At 40.4% G+C, this 26,860-nt stretch carries 25 protein-coding genes; 1 reads left to right on the plus strand and 24 read right to left on the minus strand.

Features of this window, described 5'->3' with window-relative positions:
- Window positions 1-10 precede the first annotated feature (10 nt).
- On the minus strand, window positions 11-949 hold the full coding sequence (gene hprK / locus ACW0TQ_RS14310) for an HPr(Ser) kinase/phosphatase (protein WP_042530222.1): 939 nt from the start codon (window positions 947-949) through the stop codon (window positions 11-13).
- A gap of 474 nt (window positions 950-1,423) precedes the next feature.
- Between hprK and ACW0TQ_RS14315 the strand changes: the two genes are divergently transcribed.
- Complete coding sequence (locus tag ACW0TQ_RS14315; protein WP_455725789.1) at window positions 1,424-2,197, plus strand: MerR family transcriptional regulator; 774 nt, start codon at window positions 1,424-1,426, stop codon at window positions 2,195-2,197.
- An 82-nt stretch (window positions 2,198-2,279) separates the two neighbouring features.
- Here the strand turns inward: ACW0TQ_RS14315 and ACW0TQ_RS14320 are convergent, their stop codons facing one another.
- From ACW0TQ_RS14320 to fliW, 23 genes are all read right to left on the minus strand, one after another.
- Window positions 2,280-2,684, minus strand: coding sequence for a MepB family protein (locus ACW0TQ_RS14320; protein WP_455725790.1), 405 nt, complete (start codon window positions 2,682-2,684; stop codon window positions 2,280-2,282).
- A gap of 194 nt (window positions 2,685-2,878) precedes the next feature.
- Window positions 2,879-3,235 carry a phage holin family protein gene (locus ACW0TQ_RS14325; protein WP_042530213.1) on the minus strand — a complete coding sequence of 119 codons (357 nt, stop codon included), beginning with the start codon at window positions 3,233-3,235 and terminating at the stop codon, window positions 2,879-2,881.
- The gene (locus tag ACW0TQ_RS14330) at window positions 3,235-3,426 is read right to left on the minus strand and encodes a PspC domain-containing protein (protein WP_042530211.1); all 192 of its coding nucleotides are present in this window, start codon (window positions 3,424-3,426) and stop codon (window positions 3,235-3,237) included. Before ACW0TQ_RS14330 ends, ACW0TQ_RS14325 begins: the two co-directional genes overlap by 1 nt.
- A 136-nt stretch (window positions 3,427-3,562) precedes the next feature.
- On the minus strand, window positions 3,563-4,246 hold the full coding sequence (gene bshB2 / locus ACW0TQ_RS14335) for a bacillithiol biosynthesis deacetylase BshB2 (RefSeq protein ID WP_042530210.1): 684 nt from the start codon (window positions 4,244-4,246) through the stop codon (window positions 3,563-3,565).
- Between the two features lie 44 nt (window positions 4,247-4,290).
- A complete protein-coding gene (locus ACW0TQ_RS14340) occupies window positions 4,291-4,644 on the minus strand; it encodes a YojF family protein (RefSeq protein ID WP_040978834.1) in 354 nt (117 codons plus the stop codon).
- A 330-nt stretch (window positions 4,645-4,974) separates the two neighbouring features.
- On the minus strand, window positions 4,975-7,848 hold the full coding sequence (uvrA, locus tag ACW0TQ_RS14345; RefSeq protein ID WP_042530208.1) for an excinuclease ABC subunit UvrA: 2,874 nt from the start codon (window positions 7,846-7,848) through the stop codon (window positions 4,975-4,977).
- A 7-nt stretch (window positions 7,849-7,855) separates the two neighbouring features.
- Window positions 7,856-9,838: an excinuclease ABC subunit UvrB gene (gene uvrB, locus ACW0TQ_RS14350; protein WP_193064294.1), complete on the minus strand. Its 1,983-nt coding sequence runs from the start codon at window positions 9,836-9,838 to the stop codon at window positions 7,856-7,858.
- A 232-nt stretch (window positions 9,839-10,070) separates the two neighbouring features.
- Entirely contained in the window at window positions 10,071-11,270 is a 1,200-nt protein-coding gene (locus ACW0TQ_RS14355) for a PDZ domain-containing protein (protein WP_042530204.1), read from the minus strand.
- A gap of 224 nt (window positions 11,271-11,494) precedes the next feature.
- The gene (locus ACW0TQ_RS14360; RefSeq protein WP_256706334.1) at window positions 11,495-12,970 is read right to left on the minus strand and encodes a S41 family peptidase; all 1,476 of its coding nucleotides are present in this window, start codon (window positions 12,968-12,970) and stop codon (window positions 11,495-11,497) included.
- Between the two features lie 394 nt (window positions 12,971-13,364).
- The gene (locus tag ACW0TQ_RS14365) at window positions 13,365-14,975 is read right to left on the minus strand and encodes a murein hydrolase activator EnvC family protein (protein ID WP_212928326.1); all 1,611 of its coding nucleotides are present in this window, start codon (window positions 14,973-14,975) and stop codon (window positions 13,365-13,367) included.
- Window positions 14,976-15,170: 195 nt separating this feature from the next.
- A complete protein-coding gene (ftsX, locus tag ACW0TQ_RS14370; protein WP_042530201.1) occupies window positions 15,171-16,067 on the minus strand; it encodes a permease-like cell division protein FtsX in 897 nt (298 codons plus the stop codon).
- Window positions 16,057-16,743 carry a cell division ATP-binding protein FtsE gene (ftsE, locus tag ACW0TQ_RS14375; RefSeq protein WP_042530199.1) on the minus strand — a complete coding sequence of 229 codons (687 nt, stop codon included), beginning with the start codon at window positions 16,741-16,743 and terminating at the stop codon, window positions 16,057-16,059. The genes ftsX and ftsE overlap by 11 nt, the downstream gene beginning before the upstream one ends.
- A gap of 664 nt (window positions 16,744-17,407) precedes the next feature.
- A complete protein-coding gene (locus ACW0TQ_RS14380; protein WP_042530197.1) occupies window positions 17,408-17,722 on the minus strand; it encodes a c-type cytochrome in 315 nt (104 codons plus the stop codon).
- Window positions 17,723-17,816: 94 nt separating this feature from the next.
- Window positions 17,817-18,918 (minus strand): peptide chain release factor 2 gene (prfB, locus tag ACW0TQ_RS14385; RefSeq protein WP_139089017.1). Its coding sequence is split into 2 segments (ribosomal slippage): window positions 17,817-18,845 and window positions 18,847-18,918, totalling 1,101 coding nucleotides; the frame shifts between segments, so codons are not numbered across the junction.
- Between the two features lie 153 nt (window positions 18,919-19,071).
- On the minus strand, window positions 19,072-21,591 hold the full coding sequence (secA, locus tag ACW0TQ_RS14390; RefSeq protein WP_256704978.1) for a preprotein translocase subunit SecA: 2,520 nt from the start codon (window positions 21,589-21,591) through the stop codon (window positions 19,072-19,074).
- A gap of 356 nt (window positions 21,592-21,947) precedes the next feature.
- A complete protein-coding gene (locus ACW0TQ_RS14395) occupies window positions 21,948-22,094 on the minus strand; it encodes a hypothetical protein (protein WP_175297008.1) in 147 nt (48 codons plus the stop codon).
- A 412-nt stretch (window positions 22,095-22,506) separates the two neighbouring features.
- Window positions 22,507-23,061, minus strand: coding sequence for a ribosome hibernation-promoting factor, HPF/YfiA family (gene hpf / locus ACW0TQ_RS14400; RefSeq protein WP_042530193.1), 555 nt, complete (start codon window positions 23,059-23,061; stop codon window positions 22,507-22,509).
- 310 nt (window positions 23,062-23,371) lie between these two features.
- Entirely contained in the window at window positions 23,372-23,725 is a 354-nt protein-coding gene (gene fliT / locus ACW0TQ_RS14405; RefSeq protein ID WP_042530191.1) for a flagellar protein FliT, read from the minus strand.
- A complete protein-coding gene (fliS, locus tag ACW0TQ_RS14410) occupies window positions 23,725-24,126 on the minus strand; it encodes a flagellar export chaperone FliS (RefSeq protein WP_256704979.1) in 402 nt (133 codons plus the stop codon). Before fliS ends, fliT begins: the two co-directional genes overlap by 1 nt.
- 19 nt (window positions 24,127-24,145) lie before the next feature.
- Window positions 24,146-25,678, minus strand: a complete 1,533-nt coding sequence (locus ACW0TQ_RS14415; protein ID WP_256704980.1) for a flagellar hook-associated protein 2 — start codon at window positions 25,676-25,678, stop codon at window positions 24,146-24,148.
- A gap of 12 nt (window positions 25,679-25,690) precedes the next feature.
- Complete coding sequence (gene flaG / locus ACW0TQ_RS14420; protein ID WP_256704981.1) at window positions 25,691-26,050, minus strand: flagellar protein FlaG; 360 nt, start codon at window positions 26,048-26,050, stop codon at window positions 25,691-25,693.
- A 127-nt stretch (window positions 26,051-26,177) separates the two neighbouring features.
- Entirely contained in the window at window positions 26,178-26,402 is a 225-nt protein-coding gene (gene csrA, locus ACW0TQ_RS14425; protein ID WP_256704982.1) for a carbon storage regulator CsrA, read from the minus strand.
- Window positions 26,402-26,848: a flagellar assembly protein FliW gene (gene fliW, locus ACW0TQ_RS14430; RefSeq protein WP_256704983.1), complete on the minus strand. Its 447-nt coding sequence runs from the start codon at window positions 26,846-26,848 to the stop codon at window positions 26,402-26,404. The genes csrA and fliW overlap by 1 nt, the downstream gene beginning before the upstream one ends.
- Between the last annotated feature and the right edge of the window lie 12 nt (window positions 26,849-26,860).

Raw genomic sequence — 26,860 nt, forward strand, 5'->3', positions numbered from 1 at the left:
TATCATCCTCCTATTGTGATTCCAAATCACCTTGTTCAATCATTTTAGTTAACCGATCCGAAAATTCCTCTGCTGTATTCACGCCCATCCGCTTCAGACGGAAATTCATGGCAGCTACTTCGATAATAACAGCAAGGTTTCTTCCTGGTCTGACCGGTATCGTTGCTTTTGGCAAATGAACATCCATGATCTTCATGGTATCTTCATCTAAGCCTAAACGGTCGTACTGCTTCTTTTCATCCCAGATTTCCAATTGAATCACCATCGAGATCCGCTTTTGGCTGCGGATGGAGCTGGCTCCAAATAATGTCATAACATTGATAATCCCAAGTCCCCGAATCTCCAGTAAATGCTCAATCAGAGCCGGCGCATTGCCAATCAGACTCTCATAATCCTCCTGCCGGATTTCCACATTATCATCTGCTACAAGACGATGCCCCCGCTTTACTAATTCAAGCGCTGTCTCACTTTTACCGACACCGCTTTGGCCGATTATCAAGACGCCGACACCATAAATATCGATTAACACACCATGTACCGCAGTAAAAGGCGCAAATTTTGATTCTAAGTAATTGGTTAAACGGCTCAATACACGCGTGGTTGTCCGTGGTGATTGTATGATAGGAACGCCAGAGTGCTTCGATGCTTCAAAAAATTCTTCCGGTACATCCATCCCGCGGGAAATGATGATCCCCGGGGTTACATCCGTACATAGATTTTCAGCACGCTGCTTTCTCTCCGCTGCATTCAAACCCAGAAAATAAGCTAATTCTGTCTTTCCGATCAATTGCAGGCGTTCTCTGGGATAATAATCAAAAAAGCCAGTCATTTCTAATCCCGGACGTGAAATATCACTTGTGATAATCTCACGGTGAACCCCTTCTTCTCCTGCTACCAATTGCAAATGAAACCTGTCCAATAAATCTTTTGTACAGACGGTTGATACCATTTTGAAGCTCCTCTCTTCAACAAAGCTAACTGATATACATTTTAGCATAATCCATTTAAAAAACGTAGGGGAGAAGTTTTGGTGTGATTAAATTATTTTTGTTGAATAGGATAAGCTTTAACAGAGGAAAGTAAGTGTTATTTTGAAAATGCGCTTCCCATAGAACGAAGCTGTTAACAAATGTACCGGATGCATTCGTTGACAGCTTCTTCGTTTGAAAACTTATTCTACGTGCTGCGGCGCCTTTCGCCCCAGCTTCACTGTTACAGCCCCCAATAAATAATAGTGATAGTATGATCAAAAAAGTCATCTCTTCATTAATTTCTCTAACTTTTTCACATTATTTTTATCCAGTCTTTTCATGCTGCTATTAAAAATTTCCCTGCTTCCGATTCAGACGAACACTTATATTTTTTCCTCTTGCACTTCACGTTACGGAAACCGTTATACTTATCTGTAAAGGAGCTGATTCAAATGTATACCATTGGAGAATTTGGAGCAAAAACCGGATTTTCAACACGGACGCTGCGTTTTTATGAAGAGCTTGGAATTCTTTACCCAAGCAAAAGAAATGAGAGCGGTCATCGATTATATGGCTTGGAAGAACTCGCTGCCTTACAGCGTATTCAATCGTTAAAGTTTATTGGCTATTCGCTTCAGGAAATCAAAGAATTGCTCGATAAAGAAGAAATTACCTTAGAAAATTTTGTAGACTCCGTCCCTGTTCAAAGAAAGGTTTTGGTGCATAAGCGCGAAGAATTAAACCGCGCCATTGCAGCTATTGATCATGTGCAAGCACTTTTAGATGATGATTTCCCATTAGATTGGACGGTCCTCACCTCGCTGCTTCACGGGATGGAATTTGAAGAAGAGCAAAAGGCATGGATGAAGGAGCATTTTCCAGATAATTTTGCATCACTTTTCACAGATATCCCAAAGAAAAAACGTGAAAAATTAGATAGAGAATGGCTTTCCATTCTGGCCGAGGTGAAAAGACTGATGCGGGAAAATGTTCCTCCGCATGCCCCAGAAGCGCAGCAGGTATTTTTAAATATCAATGATTTATTTATGAGGATTGTCCCTGAAGATGTTATTACAGAAAATATCGATAAATGGGAGGAGCAATTGGAATCTGCTGAAGCTGATGATTTTGTAGCTCCGACTTTTTGGTCGAAAGAGGAAGAAGCTTATATGGAGGAAATCGCTAAAGCGATGGAACAGAAGTATAAAGAAAGTGAAGGGAAATAATGGACTGAAAAAGTCCGAAAGAGCTCACTATCTACACTGAATCACTTCGGACTTTTTCATTCGATATTTTTATATGTACTTTTCAAGAAAAATATAATTCTGTAAGCCTTCCCCAATCTATTTCATTTGAAACATTGATAAAGTATGGCGCTTGCCATGCTTGTGTTTTTTTTGCAGCGTTATTTAACGACTTTTCCCAAGAAGGATATACTCTTATTGCCATTTTCCCTTTGTTATCAATCGTTCTTAATATTCTTTTTTCTAAAAGCAAGGACTTTGGAAAAATAAACTGACCTTTCAGGTCTTTATCTATAATTGAAATCATTATTTTATCAGGACTTTCACTATACGCATAAGCCTGATTACGCTGATTTACATCTTTTTCCCAGAAAACAACAAAGTAGCCTTTTTTCTTTGGTGTTCGTTTAGCTAAGCGGCTCCTATACATCGTTTCATGAATCGTAAAAGTAGTCCCTTCATATTCCATATTTTGCGGCTCATTCACTATATTTGTGATGTCATCATCTGTGCCAGAAAGCAATGATTTGATTAGGTTTATCGATTTTAGCATTTTTTCTTCTCCTTCCTTTTTTATCCCCCTCGCCCTCAGAGCAGCGGTATCTTGACAATATCCGTTTTAGTACACAAAGAAAAAGCCAGGCAATAACCTGACCTTCCCTTCTATCGTCGTATATCCCGGACAACACTGTTTAAAATCATCGAAATCAATGAAATCACAATCGATGCGATAAACGCCGTTCCAAACCCGTCAATGACAAAGGAAGGTCCGATAAGCGCCTGCGTAATCATCAATATAATCGCATTGACCACAATTAAAAACAATCCAAATGTAATCACCGTAATGGGCAATGTTAAAATAACCAAAATCGGCTTCACAAACATATTCAGGATGGCTAAAATAACACTTGCTAACAGCGCTGTGCCAAATCCATCCAGCTGAAATGAATCAAAAATCTGTGCAACTGCTATCAGCGCGACAGCATTTAATACTAATGAAATAACCCCCCGAAGTAACATTAATACACGTCTCCTCTAGGCATAATAAATGCAGCAATCAGATAAACAATTGCCAATGTAGAAAAGCTCGGGATAAGCAGAATCAAGAAAATAATCCGGAGCAGGGTCGGATCCACATTTAAATACTCTCCTATTCCGCCAAGGACACCAGCTAATATTTTATTGGTTTCGGAACGATATAATTTTTTCATGAAAGTACCTCCTCAGGTAATTGTTTTGCCATCTATTTATTCATGGATATGTGTGCTTCTACTGGTATATACGAAAATAGAAATGAAAAAGTTTCATTTCTATTTTCCCTCTCCCTATTCTTTTTAAACAAAACAATTAGTTGGAGCTGTTCTTTTCAAAATCCCAAGTATAAAAACGTTCCATCGCCTGATGCTCAATCAGTTCATTTTTCACTTCTTCATCGATTTCATCCATCTGTTTAAACCAGCCAAACATGCCTGCTACCTGAGAATCATGAGACAGAACCGTTTGCAGCTTTTTATCAAACGTATCATGGACATCATTCACGATATCAGGGCTTCCTAAATCCTCTTCATGACCATTGGAAAAGGCTTGTGCCCATACTTTTGGTCTTTTCTCAGGAGTCATATCTTCTACAGCCTGAATCGCAGCTGCTCCCAAGGAATTATGATCCGGGTGCACAGCATAGCCGGGATAGTGTGTAATCACAAGAGAAGGTTTAATTTCTTCTAAATAGCTTCTTAAATGATCGGCCACCTCTTGTTTATCTTCAAATTCAATCGTTTTATCACGGTATCCGAGCATTTTCAGTTCCATATCTAACGTTTCACATGCCTGCTTCAACTCTTTTTTACGAATTTCAGGCAAGGATTCCCGATTTGCAAATGTCGGATTCCCCATATTCCTCCCCATTTGTCCTAACGTTCCACATAAATATGTTACTGGCACTCCATCTCTTCGAAACTGTGCGATGGAACCAGAAGCGCCGAATGCTTCATCGTCTGGATGCGGATAAATAACTACTACATGTTTCTCCATTACGTTCACCTATCTTTCTAGAATCAAGCTATATCCTTCGTTTTTTATTGATGAAAAGGCGTCTCACTAATTTCTAATGCCACCATTAACCGGCCTTCTCTGTCATGACCGGCCAGCAGCAATTGGTCTTCCTGATAAATCGTCCAGTCGGTCAGTCCTTCTGCATAAATCCAGCCAAGCTCCATTTTCAAACCAACACGATAGGAGTTCCCTTCTCCTATAATCTTTGCCTGTTTATAGGTTACTTTTGCATTACGTATATATGCACCAACGGTATAGGCATTGGCGTCTAAATGATTCGCATAAGCTCCATTTGTTGTTTCCAAATGAACATACACTTCTTTATTTAAGTAACTGTCCAGCGCCTGCTGAACTTTTTCAATTTCTATCGGCTTCATGTTTCAACCTCCACTTCTTATTCTTTTACTCTATCGAAATGCGGACAAATCGTCAATTAGATAGCTTATTCATACGAAAACAACGCTTTAAGCTGATTTAAAAATTACATTTGCACCCTATTCGTAAGATATTTACGTTTTATTATACCATAGTATTCTGATTGGATTGCAAATGTATGATGAAATAAACTATTTTTTCTCCAACAGCATTGTGATTTGCCTTAAAAACATTGTATCTATCTGCAAATGTTTTTACAGTCTGTGATTCTGTGATAAAACAAAGTCCATCTAAAGAGCAAAATTGCACTCTAAAGATGGACCGGCTATCCTCTATTTACTGCTGACTTTCTCTTTCAGCATGTCCTTCATACGTTCCTTATCGCGCTCTAACACAGGGCCAAGATACTTTCCTGTATAAGAAACATCTGCCTGTTCTGCGATTTTTTCCGGCGTTCCCTTCGCGATAATCTGACCGCCGCGGTCTCCGCCTTCCGGACCTAAATCAATAATATGATCCGCACTTTTGATGACATCCAGGTTGTGTTCGATAATTAAGACAGAATCCCCATTATCTACAAGTCTCTGCAGAACCTCCAGCAGACGGCGGATATCGGCAGAGTGAAGTCCTGTTGTCGGCTCGTCCAGAATATAAAATGTCTTTCCGTTAGAGCGTTTATGCAATTCACTCGCCAATTTCACACGCTGTGCTTCCCCGCCGGATAATGTCGTTGCCGGCTGACCTAACTTAATATATCCTAAGCCGACATCATAGATCGTTTGCAGCTTCCGTTTAATTTTTGGAATCGCAGAGAAAAACTCCAGTGCTTCTTCAATACGCATTTCCAAAACATCAGATATGCTTTTACCTTTATACTTCACTTCCAATGTTTCCCGGTTATAACGTGCTCCGTCACAAACCTCACAAGGGACATACACATCGGGAAGGAAATGCATTTCAATCTTGATGATTCCATCGCCGCGGCAGGCTTCACAGCGTCCGCCTTTAACGTTGAAGCTGAAACGGCCTTTTTTATAGCCGCGTATCTTCGCCTCATTTGTCTGGGCGAACACATCACGAATATCATCAAATACCCCGGTGTACGTCGCCGGATTGGAACGCGGTGTTCTCCCGATTGGAGACTGGTCGATATCAATGACTTTTTCAATATGCTCGATGCCTTTTATGCTTCGATATTTCCCTGGTTTTACTTTTCCTTTATATAATTCTTTTGCTAAGGATTTATAAATGATCTCATTAACCAGCGTACTTTTCCCTGAACCGGAAACCCCTGTGACAACGGTCATCAGACCAATCGGAATTTCAGCTGATACGTTTTTTAAATTATTTTCCGAAGCGCCGGTAACTTTTATTTTGCGTTTATCCGCTTTTTTACGTTTTGACGGCACAGGAATAAATTCTTTTCCAGATAAATAACGGCCCGTTAATGAATTCTCATTTGCCTTCACATTCTCCGGCGTATCACTGGCAACAATCTCCCCGCCATGCTCACCGGCGCCAGGTCCGATATCAATCAGCCAGTCCGCCGCAAGCATCGTATCTTCATCATGCTCCACCACAATCAGCGTATTATCTAAATCACGCATCTGTTTGAGTGTTTCAATCAGACGGTCATTATCCCGCTGATGCAGTCCGATAGAAGGCTCATCCAGCACATAAAGCACTCCTGTCAACGCAGAACCGATTTGTGTCGCCAGACGGATCCGCTGTGCTTCCCCTCCGGAAAGTGTTCCTGCTGAACGGGACAGCGTTAAATAATCCAAGCCGACATTATTTAAGAATGACAGCCGGTTATCTATTTCTCTTAAAATCAATCGTGCAATCTGACGGTCCTTTGCACTCAATTCAAGCTGCTTAAAGAAATCCATTGATTCCAGGATAGAAAAATCTGTTACCTGACTGATATGCTTCCCGTCAATTAATACAGCAAGCGCCTCTTTATTGAGACGGTTCCCTTTACAGGTTGGACAATTTTTCTGCGCCATATATTTTTCTAATGTCTCACGGATAAAATCCGAAGAAGTTTCTTTATATCTGCGTTCTACGTTCTTTAACACACCTTCAAATGCAACATCCTTCGTACGGGAGCTGCCAAAATCATTTTCATAATGAAAGTGGATTTTTTCTTTCCCGCTTCCATATAAAATTTTATCCATTTGTTCCTCAGGGATATCCTTCACTGGAACATCCATCGAAATGCCATAATGGTCGCAGACGCTTTTCAATAGCTGCGGGTAATACTGCGAGCTGATTGGCTCCCATGGTGCGATAGCATGCTCATTTAACGTCTTATCCCAATCCGGAATAACCAATTCCACATCGACCTCCAGCTTGGTGCCCAGCCCATCACAGCTTGGACACGCGCCAAAGGGGCTGTTAAAGGAGAATAAACGCGGCTCTAATTTCCCGATAGAGAAACCGCAAATCGGACAGGCATGGTTTTCACTGAATAACAATTCTTCATCATCAATAACGTCCACGATTGCATTGCCTTCTCCCAGCTTCAGTGCTGCTTCCAGGGAATCACTCAGCCGGCTTTCGATGCCGCTTTTAATAACAATACGGTCGATAACCACCTCGATAGAGTGCTTTTTATTTTTCTCCAGATTAATATCATCCGCAACCTCCATCATATCGCCATCAATTCGAACACGCACATAACCTTGCTTTTTCAAGTCCTCTAATACTTTAACATGTTCCCCTTTTCTGCCGGATACGACCGGAGCCAAAATCTGCATTTTCGTTCTCTCCGGATATTCCAGAACCCGGTCAACCATCTGCTGTACAGTCTGCGAGCTGATCTCGATACCGTGCTTCGGACAGGTCGGCTTCCCTACGCGTGCAAAAAGCAAACGCAAATAATCATAAATCTCGGTCACTGTTCCGACTGTCGATCTCGGATTTTTGCTGGTTGTTTTTTGGTCAATCGAAATTGCCGGAGACAAGCCCTCAATCACGTCCACATCCGGCTTGTCCATCTGTCCCAGAAATTGTCTTGCATAGGCAGACAGCGATTCTACGTATCTGCGCTGTCCTTCTGCATAAACGGTATCAAAGGCAAGGGAGGATTTCCCGGAACCAGAAAGCCCTGTAAGAACCACTAATTTATTTTTAGGAATATCCACATCGATATTTTTTAAGTTATGCGCTCTGGCACCTTGGATTTTTATAGATTTACTTGGCATAAAAAATTCATCCTTCCGCTTTAAGCTCCAAGAGAACATCTCTTAATTCTGCTGCTTTCTCGAAGTCTAGATTTTTGGCTGCCTGCTTCATTTCTTTTTCCATATTTTCGATGACTTTCTGCTTCTCTTTCTTCGTCATCTTCTTCATTTGCTTCGCTTCCGATTCATACGTTTCCGGTGCTTCCGCAGCAATTGTTGCCTGGATAACGTCGCGTACTTCCTTGCGAATCGTTTGCGGGGTAATGCCGTGTTTTTCGTTATATTCCTGCTGAACCATACGGCGGCGTTCTGTTTCATCAATTGCTTTTTGCATCGAATCGGTCATCTTATCAGCATACATAATAACTTTACCCTGTTCATTTCGTGCGGCACGACCCATCGTCTGAATCAGCGAACGCTCGGAACGAAGGAAGCCTTCTTTATCCGCATCCAAAATGGAAACTAAGGATACTTCCGGAATATCTAGCCCTTCCCGGAGCAGGTTGATTCCGACAAGCACATCATATTTCCCGACACGCAAATCACGGATTACTTCAATCCGCTCTAATGTTTTGATTTCCGAATGCAGATAAGCTACTTTTATCCCGATTTCTTTCAGGTAATCTGTTAAGTCCTCTGACATTTTCTTCGTTAACGTCGTAATCAACACGCGTTCATTGCGTTCCGTCCGCTTATTGATTTCACCTATTAAATCATCGATCTGCCCTTCAATCGGACGGACCTCCACCTCTGGGTCCAGTAAGCCGGTCGGACGGATGATTTGCTCTGTCATTTCTGGTGAATGCTCTAATTCATACGGTCCCGGTGTCGCCGAAACATAAACCAACTGATTGGTCTTTTCTTCAAATTCTTCAAACCGCAGCGGGCGGTTATCCATCGCAGAAGGCAAGCGGAAGCCATGATCCACTAATACCTGTTTCCGGGCCTGGTCCCCGTTATACATACCGCGAATCTGCGGCAGCGTCACATGGGACTCATCAATAATTACTAAAAAGTCCTCTGGAAAGAAATCCAGAAGTGTATAGGGCGTTGCTCCCGCTTCACGCAGTGTCAGCGGACGTGAATAGTTTTCAATCCCGGAACAAAAGCCCATTTCCCGCATCATTTCTAAATCATAATTGGTCCGCTGCTCGAGACGCTGCGCTTCCAGCAGCTTCCCGGCATCGTTTAATTCCTTCAACCGGTCTTCTAATTCTTTTTCAATATTTTTAATCGCAATTTTCATTTTCTCTTCACGGGTCACAAAGTGAGAAGCCGGGAAAATAGCTACATGCTCTCTGTCGCCGATGATTTCTCCCGTCAGCGCATCGACTTCACGGATCCGGTCGATCTCATCTCCGAAAAATTCTACCCGGATACAATGCTCCTCATGAGATGCCGGGATAATTTCCACGGAATCCCCGCGCACACGAAACGTCCCGCGCTGAAAATTAATATCATTTCTTGCATATTGAATATCTACTAATTCCCGCAGAAGCTGATCTCTTTCTTTTTCCATGCCAAGTCTAAGGGACAGCACCTGGCTTCTGTATTCTTCCGGGTTACCTAAACCGTAAATACACGACACACTCGCTACGATCAATACATCGCTTCGTTCAAAAAGCGCCGATGTCGCAGAGTGGCGCAATTTATCTATTTCATCATTGATGCTGGCGTCTTTTTCAATAAACGTATCGGTAGAAGGCACATACGCTTCCGGCTGATAGTAATCATAATAGCTCACAAAATACTCTACCGCATTGTTTGGAAAGAACTCTTTAAACTCACTGTAAAGCTGTCCTGCCAGTGTTTTATTATGTGCAATAACAAGCGTCGGCCGGTTGATTTCTTTCACCACATTGGACATCGTAAATGTTTTCCCCGTTCCAGTAGCACCGAGTAACGTCTGATGATGCTGGCCGGCAAGTACCTTATCTACAATTTCCTGAATAGCTGCCGGCTGATCACCCGCAGGCTCATAAGCAGAAACTAACTCAAATTGCTCATTCATCCTATTTCCTCCGTTCCATACCATAGCTATTTTCTATTATATCCTTTTCTCAAAAAACGAACAAGTATTCGTTCTTGTTTTTAAGAAATTATATATTTTTTTATATTATTATTGAAATAACCTCTATTTTCATTATAGCCTTTCTGTCAATCTTTCAATCCTCGTTTTATTGTTATAATCAAATAAGAATGCTTGGATGCAGCAGTAAACCACTGTTCCAAGCATTCTTATGTTAAGAGGCGTTTGTATTCTTTTCTCTTCTAGCTTTAAAAGGCTCTTCAGCAAATTGAAAGCCTAAGGAATGGTGCTCTCCTTCATACAGAGATCCTTGTACAAAACGAACCTCTTCCTCATGGTTCAAAACTTCCATTTTAATATAAGCTCCGCTTCCCTGCAGTGCTTCATAAAAAGCTTGGCTTGTCCGTACGTTTTTCCCGCCGACTCTGTAAATGACCTCGCCAGTCTCTATTTCCAGCCTGTCTGCCGGACTGCCAGGCAGCACGCCAACCACTCTCAGGCCTTTGGCATGCGGCTGATAGTACGGACGGCGCAAACGGTCTCCTTCGCGATAGCGATAATTCAAATACTCTTTTCCGATAATCGCCAAAATTATCGCAGCCAGGGAAAGGTACGGGATAAATACTCCGCCGACAGCAATAAGTAAAATACCGATTGCTAAAAAGGTATTTGCTTTTGCCAGCTTGTAAATCGCATCCTGATGAAAATGTCCTTTTGCTTTATAGTTAAACCCAATCAAAAATGGAATCAGTGCTAAGCCTAAGCTGGATTCTCCAATGGATAAATACGGCCACCAGGGAGCAAAGGAAGTAATTAATCCTTCAGGCACAAGCATCAGCAGAGGAACAACCGTTAATCGTTTGATTTGCTGTTCGCCTACCCAGACACCGCGGTCACTCAGCGTAATTCTTGGAAACGTATCTTGCTTTTCAATACGTTTAATGAACAGGGATTCTACAAAAAGAAGCAATCCCGCTAATACAGCTAACGCCGGAAGACTGCTTTCGTAAAGCAAGGAATAATCAATGACATCTTGCATGTCAATAAGATACGGTGCAAAAAACAAAATAAGAAAAGTCAGCCCAAGTGTATAGCTGGGAGACAATAATGTAAAATGCGTACTGATGCTTAATACAACAAAGCTTAACGCTAAAACGAGAAGTGTTTCATAAGAGAATACCATGCCTGTGCCAATAATGACGGCAGAAATCAGTATTCCGCTGATTAAGGAGACAAGCCAGGTCCGATGCCACTCCATAAACTTCGGATATATTTTTATCCCAAAATCGTACCGCTCCCGTTTGATTCGAAAATAACTTGCCATCGTCAATATAAATAAAAACCAGTATAATGCCGGATTCAGAAAAAATTTGCCTATACCTTTTGCCAATTCAATAAGCCATGCTTCCGCCAATACTCTTCACCTGCTTTGCAAATACAATTTGTTCATCCATCACATAGTGGTGGATGAACAAATCTCTTATTTTATCACGGAGAATCGCCCGTAAATCTTCCGTCTCAAAATAGAAAGTGGAAATATAATTAGTCAGAGGGGAGTTAACGGGCGCTAACTCCCTGAATCATTTAGGCTAATTCAGCGAGAGAAAAGCAACAACTCCCGCTGAATGAAGTTTCGTTTTATTGATAAAGTTCTTCTAAAGAGCGTTCCAGCTGTCGGTCGTCCTCTCCGTCCCGAATCCTTTCAATAACCTGTGTTTCAATTAAACCGCCTGTTTCTTCGTCTACTTCTCCAGTTGTTTCCAAGTCATTATCTTCCTGAAATTCTTCTACAGCTTGCTCTGTTTCTTCACTGAAATAACCGTCTGTTCTTCCAGTATCATATCCCAGTCCAGATAACATCACTTGCATATTTGCCACTGCTTCGCTTGTATGGTCAAACGTGAGCGGCTCGTCATCTGTCACTTGAATCGGAGTAGAGTAGTAGTAATCATCCTGCCTTTGTTCGACGGTCGGTTCCACTCCTTTTCCATCAATCCACTCGCCGCCAGGAGACAGCCATTTAAGAGTTGTCATTTTAATAGAACTGTCATCCCCAAGCGGAATAGCCTGCTGTACGGTACCTTTTCCAAAGCTTGTTTCTCCCACAACATCATAATCAAGCTCTTTCATAGCAACAGCGACAATTTCAGAAGCAGAGGCACTGCCTTCATCAATTAACACGCTGATTGGATAATCTTTCGCCTCATCCAGATTAGACACATACTCTTCTGCATTTCCATTCGCATCCTCGATTTGCAGATAAGGCATATCACTTGGAACAAATTGCTGTAAGATTTCTTCCGCAACATCTAACAGTCCGCCCGGGTTCCCGCGAACATCAATGACTAGACCGTCAATATCCTGCTCTTCCAGATCTGCCAGCTGTTCTTCAAATTCTTCTCCTGTATGTTCAGAGAAGTTTGTGATTTGAATAACTCCTGTATCCTTGCCATCTTCTGATTCCACTTCACTATATACGGTTTCCACCGGAATCGTATCTCTTTGAATCGTTACTTCAAATGGATCCGAAGTACCTGAACGCTGTATTTCTAAAACAACATCGGTTCCTTTTTCTCCGCGGATTTTAGCAACTGCCTCGTTTACATTCAATCCTTCTAAACTCTCTCCGTCCACACTTAAGACCTGGTCATTTGGACGCAGCCCTGCTTTTTCCGCAGGTGATTCTTTCATTGGCGACATAATGGTTATATAGCCGTCTATCTCACTGACCTCCGCACCAATTCCTTCAAACGAAGACTCAATCTGCTCGTTGAACTGCTCCATCATTTCACTATCTAAGTAAGAAGTATGCGGGTCTTCCAGCGTCGAAAGCATCCCTTCTATAGCGCCTTCCACCAGTTCATTATCATCAACATCTTCTATATAGTTTGATTTGATTAAATCAAAGGTTTGAGAAATCTTGTCTAAATCTGCCGGTAATTCAGCAGATGATTCTTCCTCGGCATTATCAGTTTCATTTTCTGAATTCGTTATTTCCAAAGGAGCGTTCCCCTCTGAATTTTGAGCTAATTTAACTCCGCCGTAGCCCCCTAACACACCGATAAGCAGAGCACCAATTAATATCAGTATGATTTTAGTTTGATTAAGCTTCATTTCTACACCTCTTTGTTGCTTCAAAAGCTTCCATCCAGCTCCGAAGTTGAATTAATATATCTATCACAAGCAGCAAATCATTTAGAAAAACTGATATTCGTAAAAATCATTTAAAAAGCGTATGTTCCTATATAAAAATAAAGACACTTCTCAAGTAAAACAAAGCATATTTATTTTCTAATAAAGAAATCATATCATGTTATCCAGTGAATGACTATGATTTTACACACAAACATTATCTAGAACCTTTCTTTTGAATAGACTATTCAGAACATTCTTCTGGCAGCTTTATTTAATAACAAGAAATCCGAACTAATTCACATTCTGCCTAAAAGCAAATGAAGTACTAGTTCGGATTTATTATTTGATAAATTTCTATTTATTTAGCTTTGAATTAATTCAAGTAGCCTGCCGGGTCAACCGGGTTCTTATAGCCTCCAGGGTGAATTTCAAAATGGAGATGGACACCAGTGGAACCTCCCGTATTGCCCATTACAGCGATTTGATCGCCTTGGCTCACCGTCTCGCCATTAGATACCGTAAAGCTATCCAAATGTGCATATAAGGTCGTATACTCCTGGCCGTTTATATTATGCGTAACCATCACCGTATTGCCATAACCACTCATTGAACCAGTATAAGCCACCACACCATCAGCAGCTGCACGAATTACTTTATCCGCTTCTCCGGCTTGCCCAAAATCCATTCCGTTATGCGGTCTGACATCTCCATGTATCGGATGTACACGATTCGGATCAAAAGGAGAAGTGGTCGGCCCGGAGGTTGGTCGAATAAAACCAGAACGATTGCTTGGCGCAGCATCTTCTGATTTCACCTCACCAGAAGCTCCGCTGGCTACTTGCACGTCCACATCACTTTCTTCTTCCTGCTGTTCTGTTTCTTCTTCACTGGAAGTATCTTCACTCTCTGATTCTTCCTCTGCCGGCTGGCTCTCTTGTTCCTGCTCTTCACTTTCTTCTTCCTGCTGCTCTGATTCTTGTTCACTTTCTGCCGCAGCTCGACGCGCTTCTTCCGCCTGACGTTCTTCTTCTGCCTTGCGCTCTGCTTCGGCTTCTGCCTCAGCACGTGCTTTCTCTTCTGCTTCCTTCTGTTCCAGATCATCCTTTTTACTTTGAGCAGACTCTAATGCAGATTGCTTCGCTGCTGCCTGAGCGTCAATCAGCTGCTGCTCCTCCTCAGCTGATAACTTCACTTCTTCCATTTCATCGTACTCAATTTCTAAGTCAGCTAATAACGTTTCTTTATCAGATATTTGTTCATCTAATTGGTCTTGCAATGCAAGCAGGTCATCATGCTGATCTTCAAGCGCTGCTTTATTTTCTTCTACAGCAACCTTATTTTCCTCAACCGTCACTTTACTTGCTTCCAGTTCCCCTTTATCGTCTTCCAGCTGCGCCTTATCATTAGCCTGTTCTTCCATAATAGATCTGTCAGAATCCATTACTTTATTCACCGCGGTACTGCGAGAGACGAATTCACTGAAATTTTGTGCACCAAAAATAACCTCTAAGTATTGAATTTCTCCACCATTCTGCTGAATACTGCGGAGACGGTCTTTAATGAGCGCATCTCGCTGTTCGATTCGCTCTTCTAAATCTACTATGTCTTCTTCTAATTCCTCTATACGATTAGACAATTCCTCTATTTCATCTGTTAAACTTTCAATCTCCTGATTGGTTGCTTCAATCTCGCCTTCTTTATCAGCGATATCTGATTGTGTCCGGCTCAATTCTTCATCTATGGATGAGATTTCACTTTCCACGTCACTTTGTTCTTTTTTGTTTGATTCAAGCTTTTCCTCCGAATCATCTTTCTTTTTCTTTGCTTCCTCTTTTTCCGATTCCAAATCAGACTTCTCTTTCTCCAGTTCGTTAATTTCATCTTCTACATCTTTTACAGACTCTGCTGAAACAGAATGTATTGGTGTCGTGACTGTGAGCAATGTAACCAGGCTGAATGCCGCAAGTGCTCTCAAGCTTCTCATATGTTGTTCCCCTCTCCATTTTGTTTCTGCTTTATAGTAAATTGTGATTTTTTTATCAGCTGAAAACTGCCCCCTATGTCTTTCTGCTCAGCTGACTATTCTATTTTAGAAAAACTCGTATTCACTGCGTTTGCAGCAAATGCGAGTTTTTCTTATTTTCCCTATATGGAACATAATCTTTATTTCTTTTGTATGCTAGACTTTTAAGAATTTACGTACACTCATCACGCTTCCCCAAACGCCGATTACTGCTCCTATCAGCAGTACCATCCCGGACAGCTGCCAAGCAAATGGATTGAATGGCAGAAGGTCTATAAATCGGAAGGTATTCGTTATACCTGGTAAGTTATGATAAATATAATAATAACCTCCCACGATAACGGCCATTGGGGTTATGGAACCAAGTATCCCTAACAGTGCCCCTTCCACAAAGAACGGCCAGCGAATAAAGGAATTCGTTGCTCCTACTAATTTCTGAATGCCAATTTCGGTACTTCTTGCAATAATTGTTATCTTGATTGTATTTGAAATTAAGAAAATAGCTGTAAATACCAGCGCTATAATCAATGCCATTCCAATTGCTCTTGCATAATTATTAAATTGGAAAAGCCGATCAACTACTTCTTGGCCATATAATACATCTTCTACGCTGTCTAACTCGCTGATTTGATTGGCAATAGCCTCTGTTTCCTCAGGAATGCCAGCTTCCACGATATATACATGGTTCAACGGGTTGTCCTGCTCCAGCATGACCCACGCCTGGCCGTCATCTCCCATACTGTCAATTAAGCTTTTTAATTCATTATCATTGGAAGAAAATTGAACCTCTGCCACACCATCTATCTGTTCAATTTCTTCACCGAGTTCGACAATTTGATCTTCATCTGCCGTTAATTCAATTAGCGTACTGATTTGTACATCCTGCTCGATATTCCTTGCCATTTGGTCAAGGTTCAGAACTAAAGCCAAAAATACAGCTACAAGAATTAAGGTTGTGGTTACGGCCGCAATGGAGGCAAAGGTCATCCAGCCATTCCGGAATATGTTTTTCATACCTTCACGTATATGTCTTAACAATGTTCTAAACTTCATAGCCGTAGTCACCCCGCTGTTGATCTCGTACAATATTCCCATCTTCAATTGCAATGACACGACGTTTAATTGTATTAACAATATGTTTACTGTGAGTTGCCATGATTATGGTTGTACCTTTTGAATTAATGTCTTCTAAAACTTCCATAATTCCCCATGAAGTATCCGGGTCCAGGTTTCCTGTCGGTTCATCGGCTATTACAACCTTAGGGTTATTTACAATCGCCCGTGCAATTGCCACACGCTGCTGTTCCCCGCCAGATAATTCACTTGGAATCATTTTTGCTTTATCCTCTAATCCTACAAGCTGCAAGACTTCTGACACTCTGCGTTTAATACTTTTTGGCGACGTTTCGATTACTTCTAAAGCAAACGCCACATTTTCATAGACTGTCAGTTTTTGCAGAAGTTTGAAATCCTGAAAGACAACCCCTATATCACGACGCAAGTATGGGATATGCCTTTCTTTTATTTTACTTAATTCTCGTCCATTAATGATTATCTTACCTTTTGTCGGCTTTGCTTCACGATAAATCAAACGAATAAAGGATGATTTACCAGCCCCGCTCGGCCCGACAAGATAAACAAATTCACCACGATCGATATGTATATTTATATCGTTCAGTGCTGTCACACCATTACTATATGTTTTGGATACATTCTCCATTGTTATCATTTCATGACCACCTAATTTAATATATTATTTCCGCTTATGACTTTAACCGTTACTGATATCTGTCTGATTAACTGCCAAAAAAATACATATTTTGCAAGCTCTATCTATTTATATATTTCTGTTATATTTTTATTTCTGCTATTTTATCTCTATCTTTTTTATATCATTAGAATTCATTTAAATAGATTTAAACGACCAAAAATAATTATAACATCTCTGTGTATTTTATGATGAAAAAATCGTATTACATTTTTATTTCAATTCGACAACTCTTGTAACAATCAAAAAAGAACACTAATTAAGCTCGGCATAGAGCGGTTTAACACAGCTTCTTATAATCGACAATTTTTTATGTTTACTAGTTGAAAAGGTTTTGTTTTAAAGGATAACGGGTAATTGAGCGGTTTGTGCTAAAACGACGGATTTTGGAATTTTTGAAAGGCTGGAGGGTACACTGTATTTCATGAAGAAGATTGATTTTTATCATTATTTCTATTTGAACATTCAAGTAAAAAGCAGCATTAACCCGCTATACCTAATAAACGAAGAACTATGAATGTAAACCTGATAACGACGAAATATCAATGCTTTTAAAATACTTTTTTTAAATAAAATGAGAAGAAGAGACACAGACGCTTGCCGTAAAGCAAACGTCTGTCCGTCCCTATTGTTCAATTAACCAGGATGCCAACTCTTCTAAGTCTTGTCCTTCTACTTGCGACTGCGGCGGCATGCTGCCAATACCTTCTTGGACGATATCCTCAATTTGTTCCTGAGAATATTTTGACCCAATATCAAGCAGTTCAGGACCGCCATTTCCAGAAAGGTCAGCACCATGACAGTTAGCACAGTTATTGCGATACACTTCCTCGCCAGCTTCTAAATTTTCAGCTGAATCGCTGTTGGTATCGTCTGCATTACCGCAAGCTCCCAGAATAATAACCATTCCCAGGAACAAGGCAGCTAATCCTTTTTTCATCGCCTCAATCCTCCTTGCCAGTTGCTACTATTAGTATATCTGCTTCGGTTTCATTCTACATAAATCATTATGAACAAAAAAGGACAATTGGTGTTTATTTCATTTGGGAACGGAGATATCCGTCAATAAATATATCCAGATTACCGTCCATTACTGCCTGCGTATTCCCTGTCTCCACATCTGTTCTATGATCCTTGACCATTGAATACGGGTGGAAAACATACGAACGAATCTGGCTTCCCCAGCCAATTTCCATTTGTTCTCCGCGAATTTCTGCTAGTTCTTGCCGCTGTTTTTCAATCTCCAGCTGATAAAGCTTTGATTTTAACATTTTCATCGCTTGTTCCCGGTTTTTGATCTGGGAACGTTCATTTTGACAGGTAACAATGATATTAGTCGGAAGATGCGTAATCCGTACAGCCGAATCCGTCGTATTGACATGCTGCCCGCCAGCGCCGCTTGCACGATACGTGTCTATTTTTAAATCCTCTGTTTTTACATCAATATCTACGTCGTCGCTCATCTCTGGTGTCACATCACAGGATACAAAAGATGTATGCCGTCTTCCTGAGGAGTCAAAAGGAGAAATTCGGACAAGACGATGAACCCCTTTTTCCGCTTTTAAATAGCCATAGACGTTATGACCTTTGATTAATAACGTAACGCTTTTCACACCAGCTTCATCTCCGGGGAGGTAATCAATGGTCTCCACAGAAAACGAATGGCTTTCCGCCCAGCGCTGATACATACGCAGCAGCATACTTGCCCAATCCTGCGATTCTGTACCGCCTGCTCCTGGGTGCAGCTCTAAAATCGCATTATTCGCATCGTAAGGCTCGCTCAATAAGAGCTGTAATTCAAATTTATTTACTTTCTCTTTAAAATCCTTCAGCTCTGACTGCAGATCTTCAAATAACTCTTGGTCATTTTCCTCTTTAACCAGCTCATAAGATACTTCCAGATTGTCTAATGTTTCTTCAATCTCTTCAAAAGAATCGACGTAGCTTTTTAATCCATTCGATTCTTGAATAACTGTTTGCGCTTGATTCTGATCATCCCAAAAAGCAGGATCGGCCATCAATGCTTCTAATTCAGCAATCCGTGCTTTCTTTTGTTCGAGGTCAAAGAGACCCCCTGAAATCTTCAACACGTGAAGTTATTTTTTCCAGTTCTTGTTTAATTTCGCTTAATTCCATATACTGATTCCTCCTAATATTGCTTTTCCTTGCCATGGTATAACAGGTGCTCTGTGCAGGAAAGCTCTCTGTTTCCCCCAGCCGGGTTTCCCCGCCAATAGCCGTTGTATCCACTATTGAACAGGGGGTTATTTCAAATGAATGCCGATTAGCTTATTGCTTACCATGACAGTTTTTATACTTTTTACCGCTGCCGCATGGACAAGGGTCATTTCGCCCTACGGTATTATTTTTCACAACTGGTTTTCTGGATTTTTTCTTCTGACCGTCACCGCCTCCAGAAACAGCTTGCGTATTTTTAACGACTTCCTGACGCTGCAGATTATCCTGAATCTGTGCTTTCATCACATATTTGGATACTTCCTCTTCAATGCTTGCAATCATTTCTTCAAACATTGTGAAGCCTTCCATTTGATATTCACGCAGCGGATCGTTCTGACCGTAGGCACGTAAATGAATACCTTGGCGAAGCTGATCCATCTGGTCAATATGGTCCATCCATTTTGTATCTACTGTGCGCAGCAGAATAACTTTTTCAAACTCAACAAACTGTTCCGGCGTAAGCTCTGCTTCTTTTGCATCATAACGGCGATTCACTTTTTCCATAATAATGCCGGTTATTTCTTCTGCTTCCTTATCCTGAAGCTCTGCCGTTGTCATATCACCTTGCTCTAATAGGTTACCTTCTATATATTCCACAATAGCATCCAGGTTCCATTTATCTTCATCATTATCCTGTGTATGTGTTGCAACAATTCGCTCTACAGTAGATTGAATCATATTTATAATGATTTCACGCAGGTTGGTTTCAGAATCAATGACGTCAAAACGCTGTTTATAAATAATTTCACGCTGTTCACGAAGCACATCATCATAAGACAGAACCGTTTTACGTGCATCGTAGTTATTCCCTTCCACACGCTTTTGAGCAGATTCTACTGCACGGGAAACCATTTTACTTTCGATTGGCTGGTCATCATCCATGCCAAGCCTTTCCATCATCGCTTTCAAATTATCTGAACCGAAACGGCGCATCAGCTCATCTTCCATAGATAAGAAAAATTGGGATATTCCCGGATCACCCTGACGTCCGGAACGTCCGCGGAGCTGATTATCAATACGGCGTGATTCGTGTCGTTCCGTGCCGATGACAGCCAGTCCGCCGAGGTCTTTCACACCGTCTCCTAATTTAATATCTGTACCGCGGCCTGCCATGTTGGTTGCGATGGTTACTGCACCTCGCTGACCGGCATTTTCAATAATTTCCGCCTCACGGAAGTGGTTTTTCGCATTTAGTACTTCATGCTTTACTCCCGCACGCTTCAGCAGCTGTGAAATCAGCTCGGAGGTTTCTACCGCTACCGTACCGACCAGAACCGGCTGGCCCGTTTCATGGCGTTCTTTGATGTTATTAACAACGGATTTAAACTTGCCTTCCATCGTTTTATAAATTTGATCTGCACGGTCATCTCTTTGGACTGGCTGATTAGTTGGGATAGCAATAACATCCATATTATAGATGCTTCTGAACTCTTCTTCCTCTGTTTTTGCTGTACCTGTCATACCAGACAATTTTTTGTACATACGGAAATAGTTCTGGAAAGTAATCGAAGCAAGCGTCATACTCTCATTTTGTATTTGTAAGTTTTCCTTCGCTTCAATTGCCTGATGCAGACCATCACTATAGCGGCGGCCTTTCATTTTACGTCCAGTAAACTGGTCGATAATAATGACTTCGCCTTCTTCTACCATATAATCCGTATCTTTATGCATGGATACGTGCGCTTTCAATGCCTGATTAATATGATGCGTTAAGGAAACATGTGATAATTCAAATAAATTTTCAATACTGAAGAATTTCTCTGCTTTATCAATTCCTTGTTCCGTTAATTGTACTGCTTTTGTTTTTTCCTCGAAGGTATAATCTGTTTCCTTTTGCAGTGTACGCACAAATCGATCTGCCTGCTGGTAGAGCGATGCAGATTTTTTTGCTGATCCAGAAATAATCAATGGCGTACGGGCTTCATCAATTAAAATCGAGTCAACCTCATCGATAATGGCATAATTCAATGGCCGCTGCACCATCTGTTCTTTATATAACACCATGTTATCTCTTAAGTAATCAAAACCAAATTCATTATTTGTTCCATAAGTGATATCTGCTTGATACGCTTTACGCTTATCTTCCTTGGGAAGACCATTGTGGTTTAAACCGACCGTTAATCCTAAAAAAGCAAACAGCTCTCCATTTTCTTTCGCATCACGATCTGCTAAATAATCATTGACTGTAATAATATGCACGCCTTCACCCGAAAGCGCATTAAGATACGCTGGCATCGTTGAAGCCAACGTTTTCCCTTCCCCTGTTTTCATTTCAGATATATTTCCATTATGCAGCGCTACCGCACCGACTAACTGTGTACGGAAAGGGCGCATTCCGAGCACACGCTTAGAGGCTTCACGAACAACCGCATATGCTTCTACAAGAAGGTTGTCCAATTCTTCTCCATTTGCGACCCGTTCCTTAAATTCCTCTGTTTTCTTCTGTAAATCATTATCTGAAAGCTTCTGCACCTCAGGCTCTAATGCTTCGATCTTGTCCACCTGTTTTTCGATACGCTTCACTTGTTTTTGATTTCCGTCACCAAAAATCTTCGTTAAAATTCCTGCCATTATGAACGCTCCTCAGTTAATTGAAACTTTTATTGCTTATAGAATTACACTTGATTCAAAATTATATGTCATATACCACTATTTAAAGGTAATGATATCGTAGCTGATAAATTTACCATGTCTGATAGGCAATAGTCAATATAAGTAATCATAACACTTCCTAAACCGTTATGACAACTTACATTGTCCGTTTCGTTCCCAGCAGGGTCTCTTTCTGACACAAGCTAATTATCTATATACTGACAGACCTCCTGCATGTATAAAAAAAAGAACTGAAATGTTGATTTCAGTCCTGAATGAAGTGATCTTCCGAGGGTGTTTTGCGAAGAGTAGTACCGATTATAGATACACTACTTTTAAACTTTTTCTTTTTGTTCAGAGGATATCTGTGCAAGATGCTTATTGAGGTTGCCTACAATACGTAATAGCTGCTGAATCGTATGCTCGTGCTGACTTACCCGCTGTTCCAATTCATCCAGCACTCGCTGTGTCGTATACTGCATTTGACTGCCCCCCTTTACTTTCTAATTTATTTATACCACACGCCTTCTTTTCCAGCGAATCCGCAAACTCCATTTTTCAACAGCCAAAAACACAGTTTGTCTAGACAAACTGTGCTTTTGGCTGTAAAAATGACGCGTTTACCCGTATAAACTGAAAAAAAACGCCAGTTTGATGTTTTTTTCGACAAAATTTCATCGATTGGATAAAATTGATAAATTTTTTGGCTTATTTATTCTTCCTTTACCACAACAAAGCCTGTACATACGCACTTTGTGAGCTATTTCTATCATCGCTATATATTTTTTTCTTGATAAAAAAACTTTTTAGCCATCTCGTAAAAAAGCAGGATATTGCTCCCTCCATCGGAAGCAATATCCTGCTTTTTCTATTAATATACTATTTTATTTTGATTTAAACATGCGGTTCAATCAATCCGTATTTTCCATCACGGCGTTTATAAACCACATTGGTTTCTCCAGATTGATCATTAGTAAATACAAAGAAGCTGTGTCCAAGCATATCCATTTGCAGGATTGCTTCTTCAGAATCCATTGGTTTTAAGTTAAAACGTTTGGTACGTACTAATTCAATTTGATTTTCATTTTCTTCAGATGCCAGTTTTGCTTCTTTTTCTAATTCAGCAAAAGCATGCTTAGGAGCGCCGTTTTGTCTGAATTTACGATTGATTTTAGTTTTATGTTTGCGAATTTGTCTTTCTAATTTATCTACGGCTAAGTCTACAGCAGCATATAAGTCAATATGCTGTACCTCTGCACGCAGTAAGAGATTTGTCATTGGGATGGTAACCTCAATGCGCTGTTCATCATTATAGACACTTAGATTTACATGCACATCGCTAGTCGGAGCGGAATCAAAATATCTTTCCAGTTTGCTGATTTTCTTCTCAACATACTCTCGAATAGCGTTTGTAACCTCAATATTTTCGCCTCTAATATTAAATTTCATATAAGTGTCCTCCTTCTTTACTTTTATAAATATATTATAGCACTATTTCACAAACTTCTCTTGTCTAAACCCTTAATTTTCGTAAACGTTTTCTATTCATCCGGCCCAACCCCTGTACATGCAAGGGTTAGAAAGATTAAAATTTTTTGACAAAATTCGAAGTTATGTTTGAATTCGATTTACTAGAATCATATCCTTCTATTCTTTTTCTTCTCCACATCTAAGACAGAAAGTAAAGCATCCTCTCTTCTAAAAAAAGATAACCAGCTTGGCCATTGCTGATTATCTCTTTTTGAAAGGTAACAAACCTTTATTTTTTCTGATCTAAAAACATGCCGTCCATGCTTTGCATATTTTTATATGGATTGGAATAGCTTGATGTTGATTTCTTTTGCTGCTGTACCTGCTTCATTTCATTTTTTAAAGCAAAGAATATAAATTTTATCTTTTGCTCAATATCTTGGTTCATGTGGACGATTGCTTTTCCCAGCTTGTCTTCATCCTTTGTGTATGGAGGAGCTATTGCATCAAGCAGCTCTCCTCTCTCTTCCATCATTTTTTGAAAGGTATTGATAACCTCTTCCCGATTATGTGAATCAATATCCTGGGATAATAGCTGCTGCATGCTCTCTGTTAATTGGTAAATAGGTATGATCCGGTTCATCAGATGGAAGCACCCTGACTGTATTTCTGCTGACGATCCTTTAGAATGACCTGTTTCCAAACATCGCGAAATTCCTTTGCATAGCTGAGCGCCTCTTCTAACTTTTCGGTATCATTTTTTATATTCGCTTCTGTTAATAGATTATGCATATAGTCATATAACGGCATCATCTGATGAGAGATTTCCATATTCATATCCAATGTCACCATGAGTTCATTAATGATTTTTTGCGCTTTTTGGATGTTGGTATTTTTAGCAGCAAAATGGTCATTATCCATCTCTTTCCTTGCTTGTTTAATAAATTTAATACAGCCATTATAGAGCATCAGCGTCAGCTCTCCGCCTGATGCTGTATTAACGGCGTTATTTTGATAGGTTTGATATGCTTTATTACTACTCAAATTGCATCACCCTTCTTTCTTATTGTGCCAGTCCAGGAGCAAAATTCGACATCAGCATATCGGATTGCTGATTCATCATGGAAATAGCACGCTCCATCTCTGAAAATTGTCTCCAATAACGCGATTCAACTTTTTCCAAACGACGCTCGAAATTCTCAATTCGGCTGTTGATTTCTTCCATGCGCTTCCCTAGTGCATACCCATCTAAGGATACACTTGTTGCCGTGCCAGCACGCTGATTAATTTGACCGATTGTATCTTCCACAGCATCTTCCAGACGATTGATTAATCCTCTGCCTTCTCCTTCTGAACTGTTCGAGAAGAGCCTTTGTACACTTTCCGGATCGGCAGCAAGTGCATCCCGCAAATCAGCTTCATTAATAACAAGCTTCCCGCCATCCATATAATCAGATGACGTTTCAATTCCAATCTCTGTTAATGAAGTGAATGCTCCGTCATTTTTAACTGTTCCATACCAGCTTTGGCGCATATTAGTTAATCCACTAGATAAGAATGATTCTCCCCGCAGCATTCCGCTTTTTGCTTTTTCTTCCCAAAGTTCAATTTCACGCTCGGACATATCTGATTTTTGCTCATCTGTTAACGGAGGAAAATCACGGAAAACTTGTTCCCGCTGCGATTCATTAATTTTCTCAACAATTTCATTATAAGCTTCCACAAACTCGGTGATTTTTTCAACGGTATGGTCAATATCATTGGTTACGTTTAATGTTGCTTCGCCTTCTGTTTTATTTAAGAATTGGAAGGTGACGCCATTTAGCTGGTAGTGGTTATCCTGAGTTTCTACTTCATAGGCACCGTTGTATGTGAATTTTGCGTTTTGGGCGCCTTGTTCTCCACCTCTCATTACTCCATCTTCCACTTCTACCGGATCTTGACTTAGTCCTAATTGTGAGAAAAAACTTCCTTCACTATCATCAAATTCTATTTCTTTTCCATTCGGATTATAAACCCCGGTTCTTGTAGCTTCTATAATAACTTTATTTGAATTCTCATCATAAGTCATCCGAACTGGACTATCTACATCATCATTAATTCTCTTGACAACATCGGAAAGTTTGTCTCCATCCCGAATCTCATATTTATGTTCTTTAACCCCGTTATCTCCGTAAGAACTATCTTTTCCATATGTTTTAAATGTGATAGAACCAGTAATTCCTTGCTCACTTAAAGTCTTTTCAGTATCAAATTGAACTTCTTTAGCTCCAACATTAATCGCAGAGGTCGCTAACTGCTCCACATTAATCCGATACGTACCACTATTCGCACCAGCATTCCCCGTAGCACGAACCGCATCCTCCTGTGTCGAGGAAATAATTTTTTTATTAAAAGTTTCACTCAATTTCATATTCAAAATCATATTCTGATCAAAGTTGCCTAATAATTTATTAACGTCCCGGAAAGCATCACGTTTCCATTCCAGCTTTGTCCGGTCCTGATGCATTTTATCAAGCGGGATTCTTTCTGCGTTCATTAAATCTTTAATCATGGATTCTGTATCAATTCCACTTGCCAATCCGCCAATTCGCATATTCACTCACCTCTATATCTTTTTATTGATTAACAGGCCCATGAAGTCGGCCATTTCTGCATACATATCTAATAACTTTTTTGGAGGAATTTCTCGTATAACCTCGTCTTTATCTGCGTCTACAACAGTAACATAATACTTTTCCAATTTATCGTGCATTTCAAACTTTACATTTCTTCTGACCGGCTCTAAAAAGCCATTCATTTTTTCAATAACCTGCTCTACTTGTTCTTTGCTCACTGCTCTGCTCGCTTCTGTCTTGGTTGCTTCTATTTCTTTTGCTTCAGATGGTAAAGCAGCGGGGGATGTAACAGCCTTAATGGGATGAGGAATAAATGAAGGGTCCTGCACTCCAGTTTTATTTACAACCATCAGGTCACAACTCCTTACTGTTTATCTTTTATATCGGCTTCTTTTATGAAATGTAAAGGGTTAAATACAAGTTTTCTAGCATGATTGTCAGGTTTATCTGTACGATAATAAAAGAAGGACGTAAAAGTTATAGTTTTTCTCCTTTTAAGAAATCAAAGAGGGTTTGATCAATCTGTGCCGCTTGATTATTTTGGTTTTTGATATCTACATAAATCTCCTGCCGGTAGATATCTACTGACTTTGGCGCACGAATACCCAGTTTGACCTGATCCCCTTCAATCGCAATTACTTCTACTTCAATATCGTCACCGATTTGGATAGCTTCATTTCTTTTTCTGGAAAGTACAAGCATTATTTTTCCTCCTTTTCATGGGAAGGCCGGTTGATTGGCGTTCTGGATGAATACGCATCCGTTTGAAGGACGACCTGTTTTGCCAAGTTTTCTTTAATGTGAATCACAATTGGCGCTTTCAGGTTAATGGTGCTGTCCGTAAAAGGTTTATTTACAGTGACAATCGTATAGATAGCTACATCATTGCGATCTTTTATTTTTAAAAGGTCAATAGTAGAGGGTTCCAGTTCAAACACATAATCCTGATACAGATAATAGGGGTCGGTAATGATAAAAGCTAATTGCGCATTATCTGCCGATTGTAAAATATGAAACATCTGGTTATCTGGAAATTCCAGTAATACAAATTGTTTGGACTCTGAAAATCCGGGTATTCCGGATGGAAATGTAATTATTTTTGACTCATCGACTTCGATTTCACCTAAGTACGCTGATGTCATCTTCATGGTGCACACTCC

This window comes from Oceanobacillus sp. M60, from assembly GCF_053839645.1.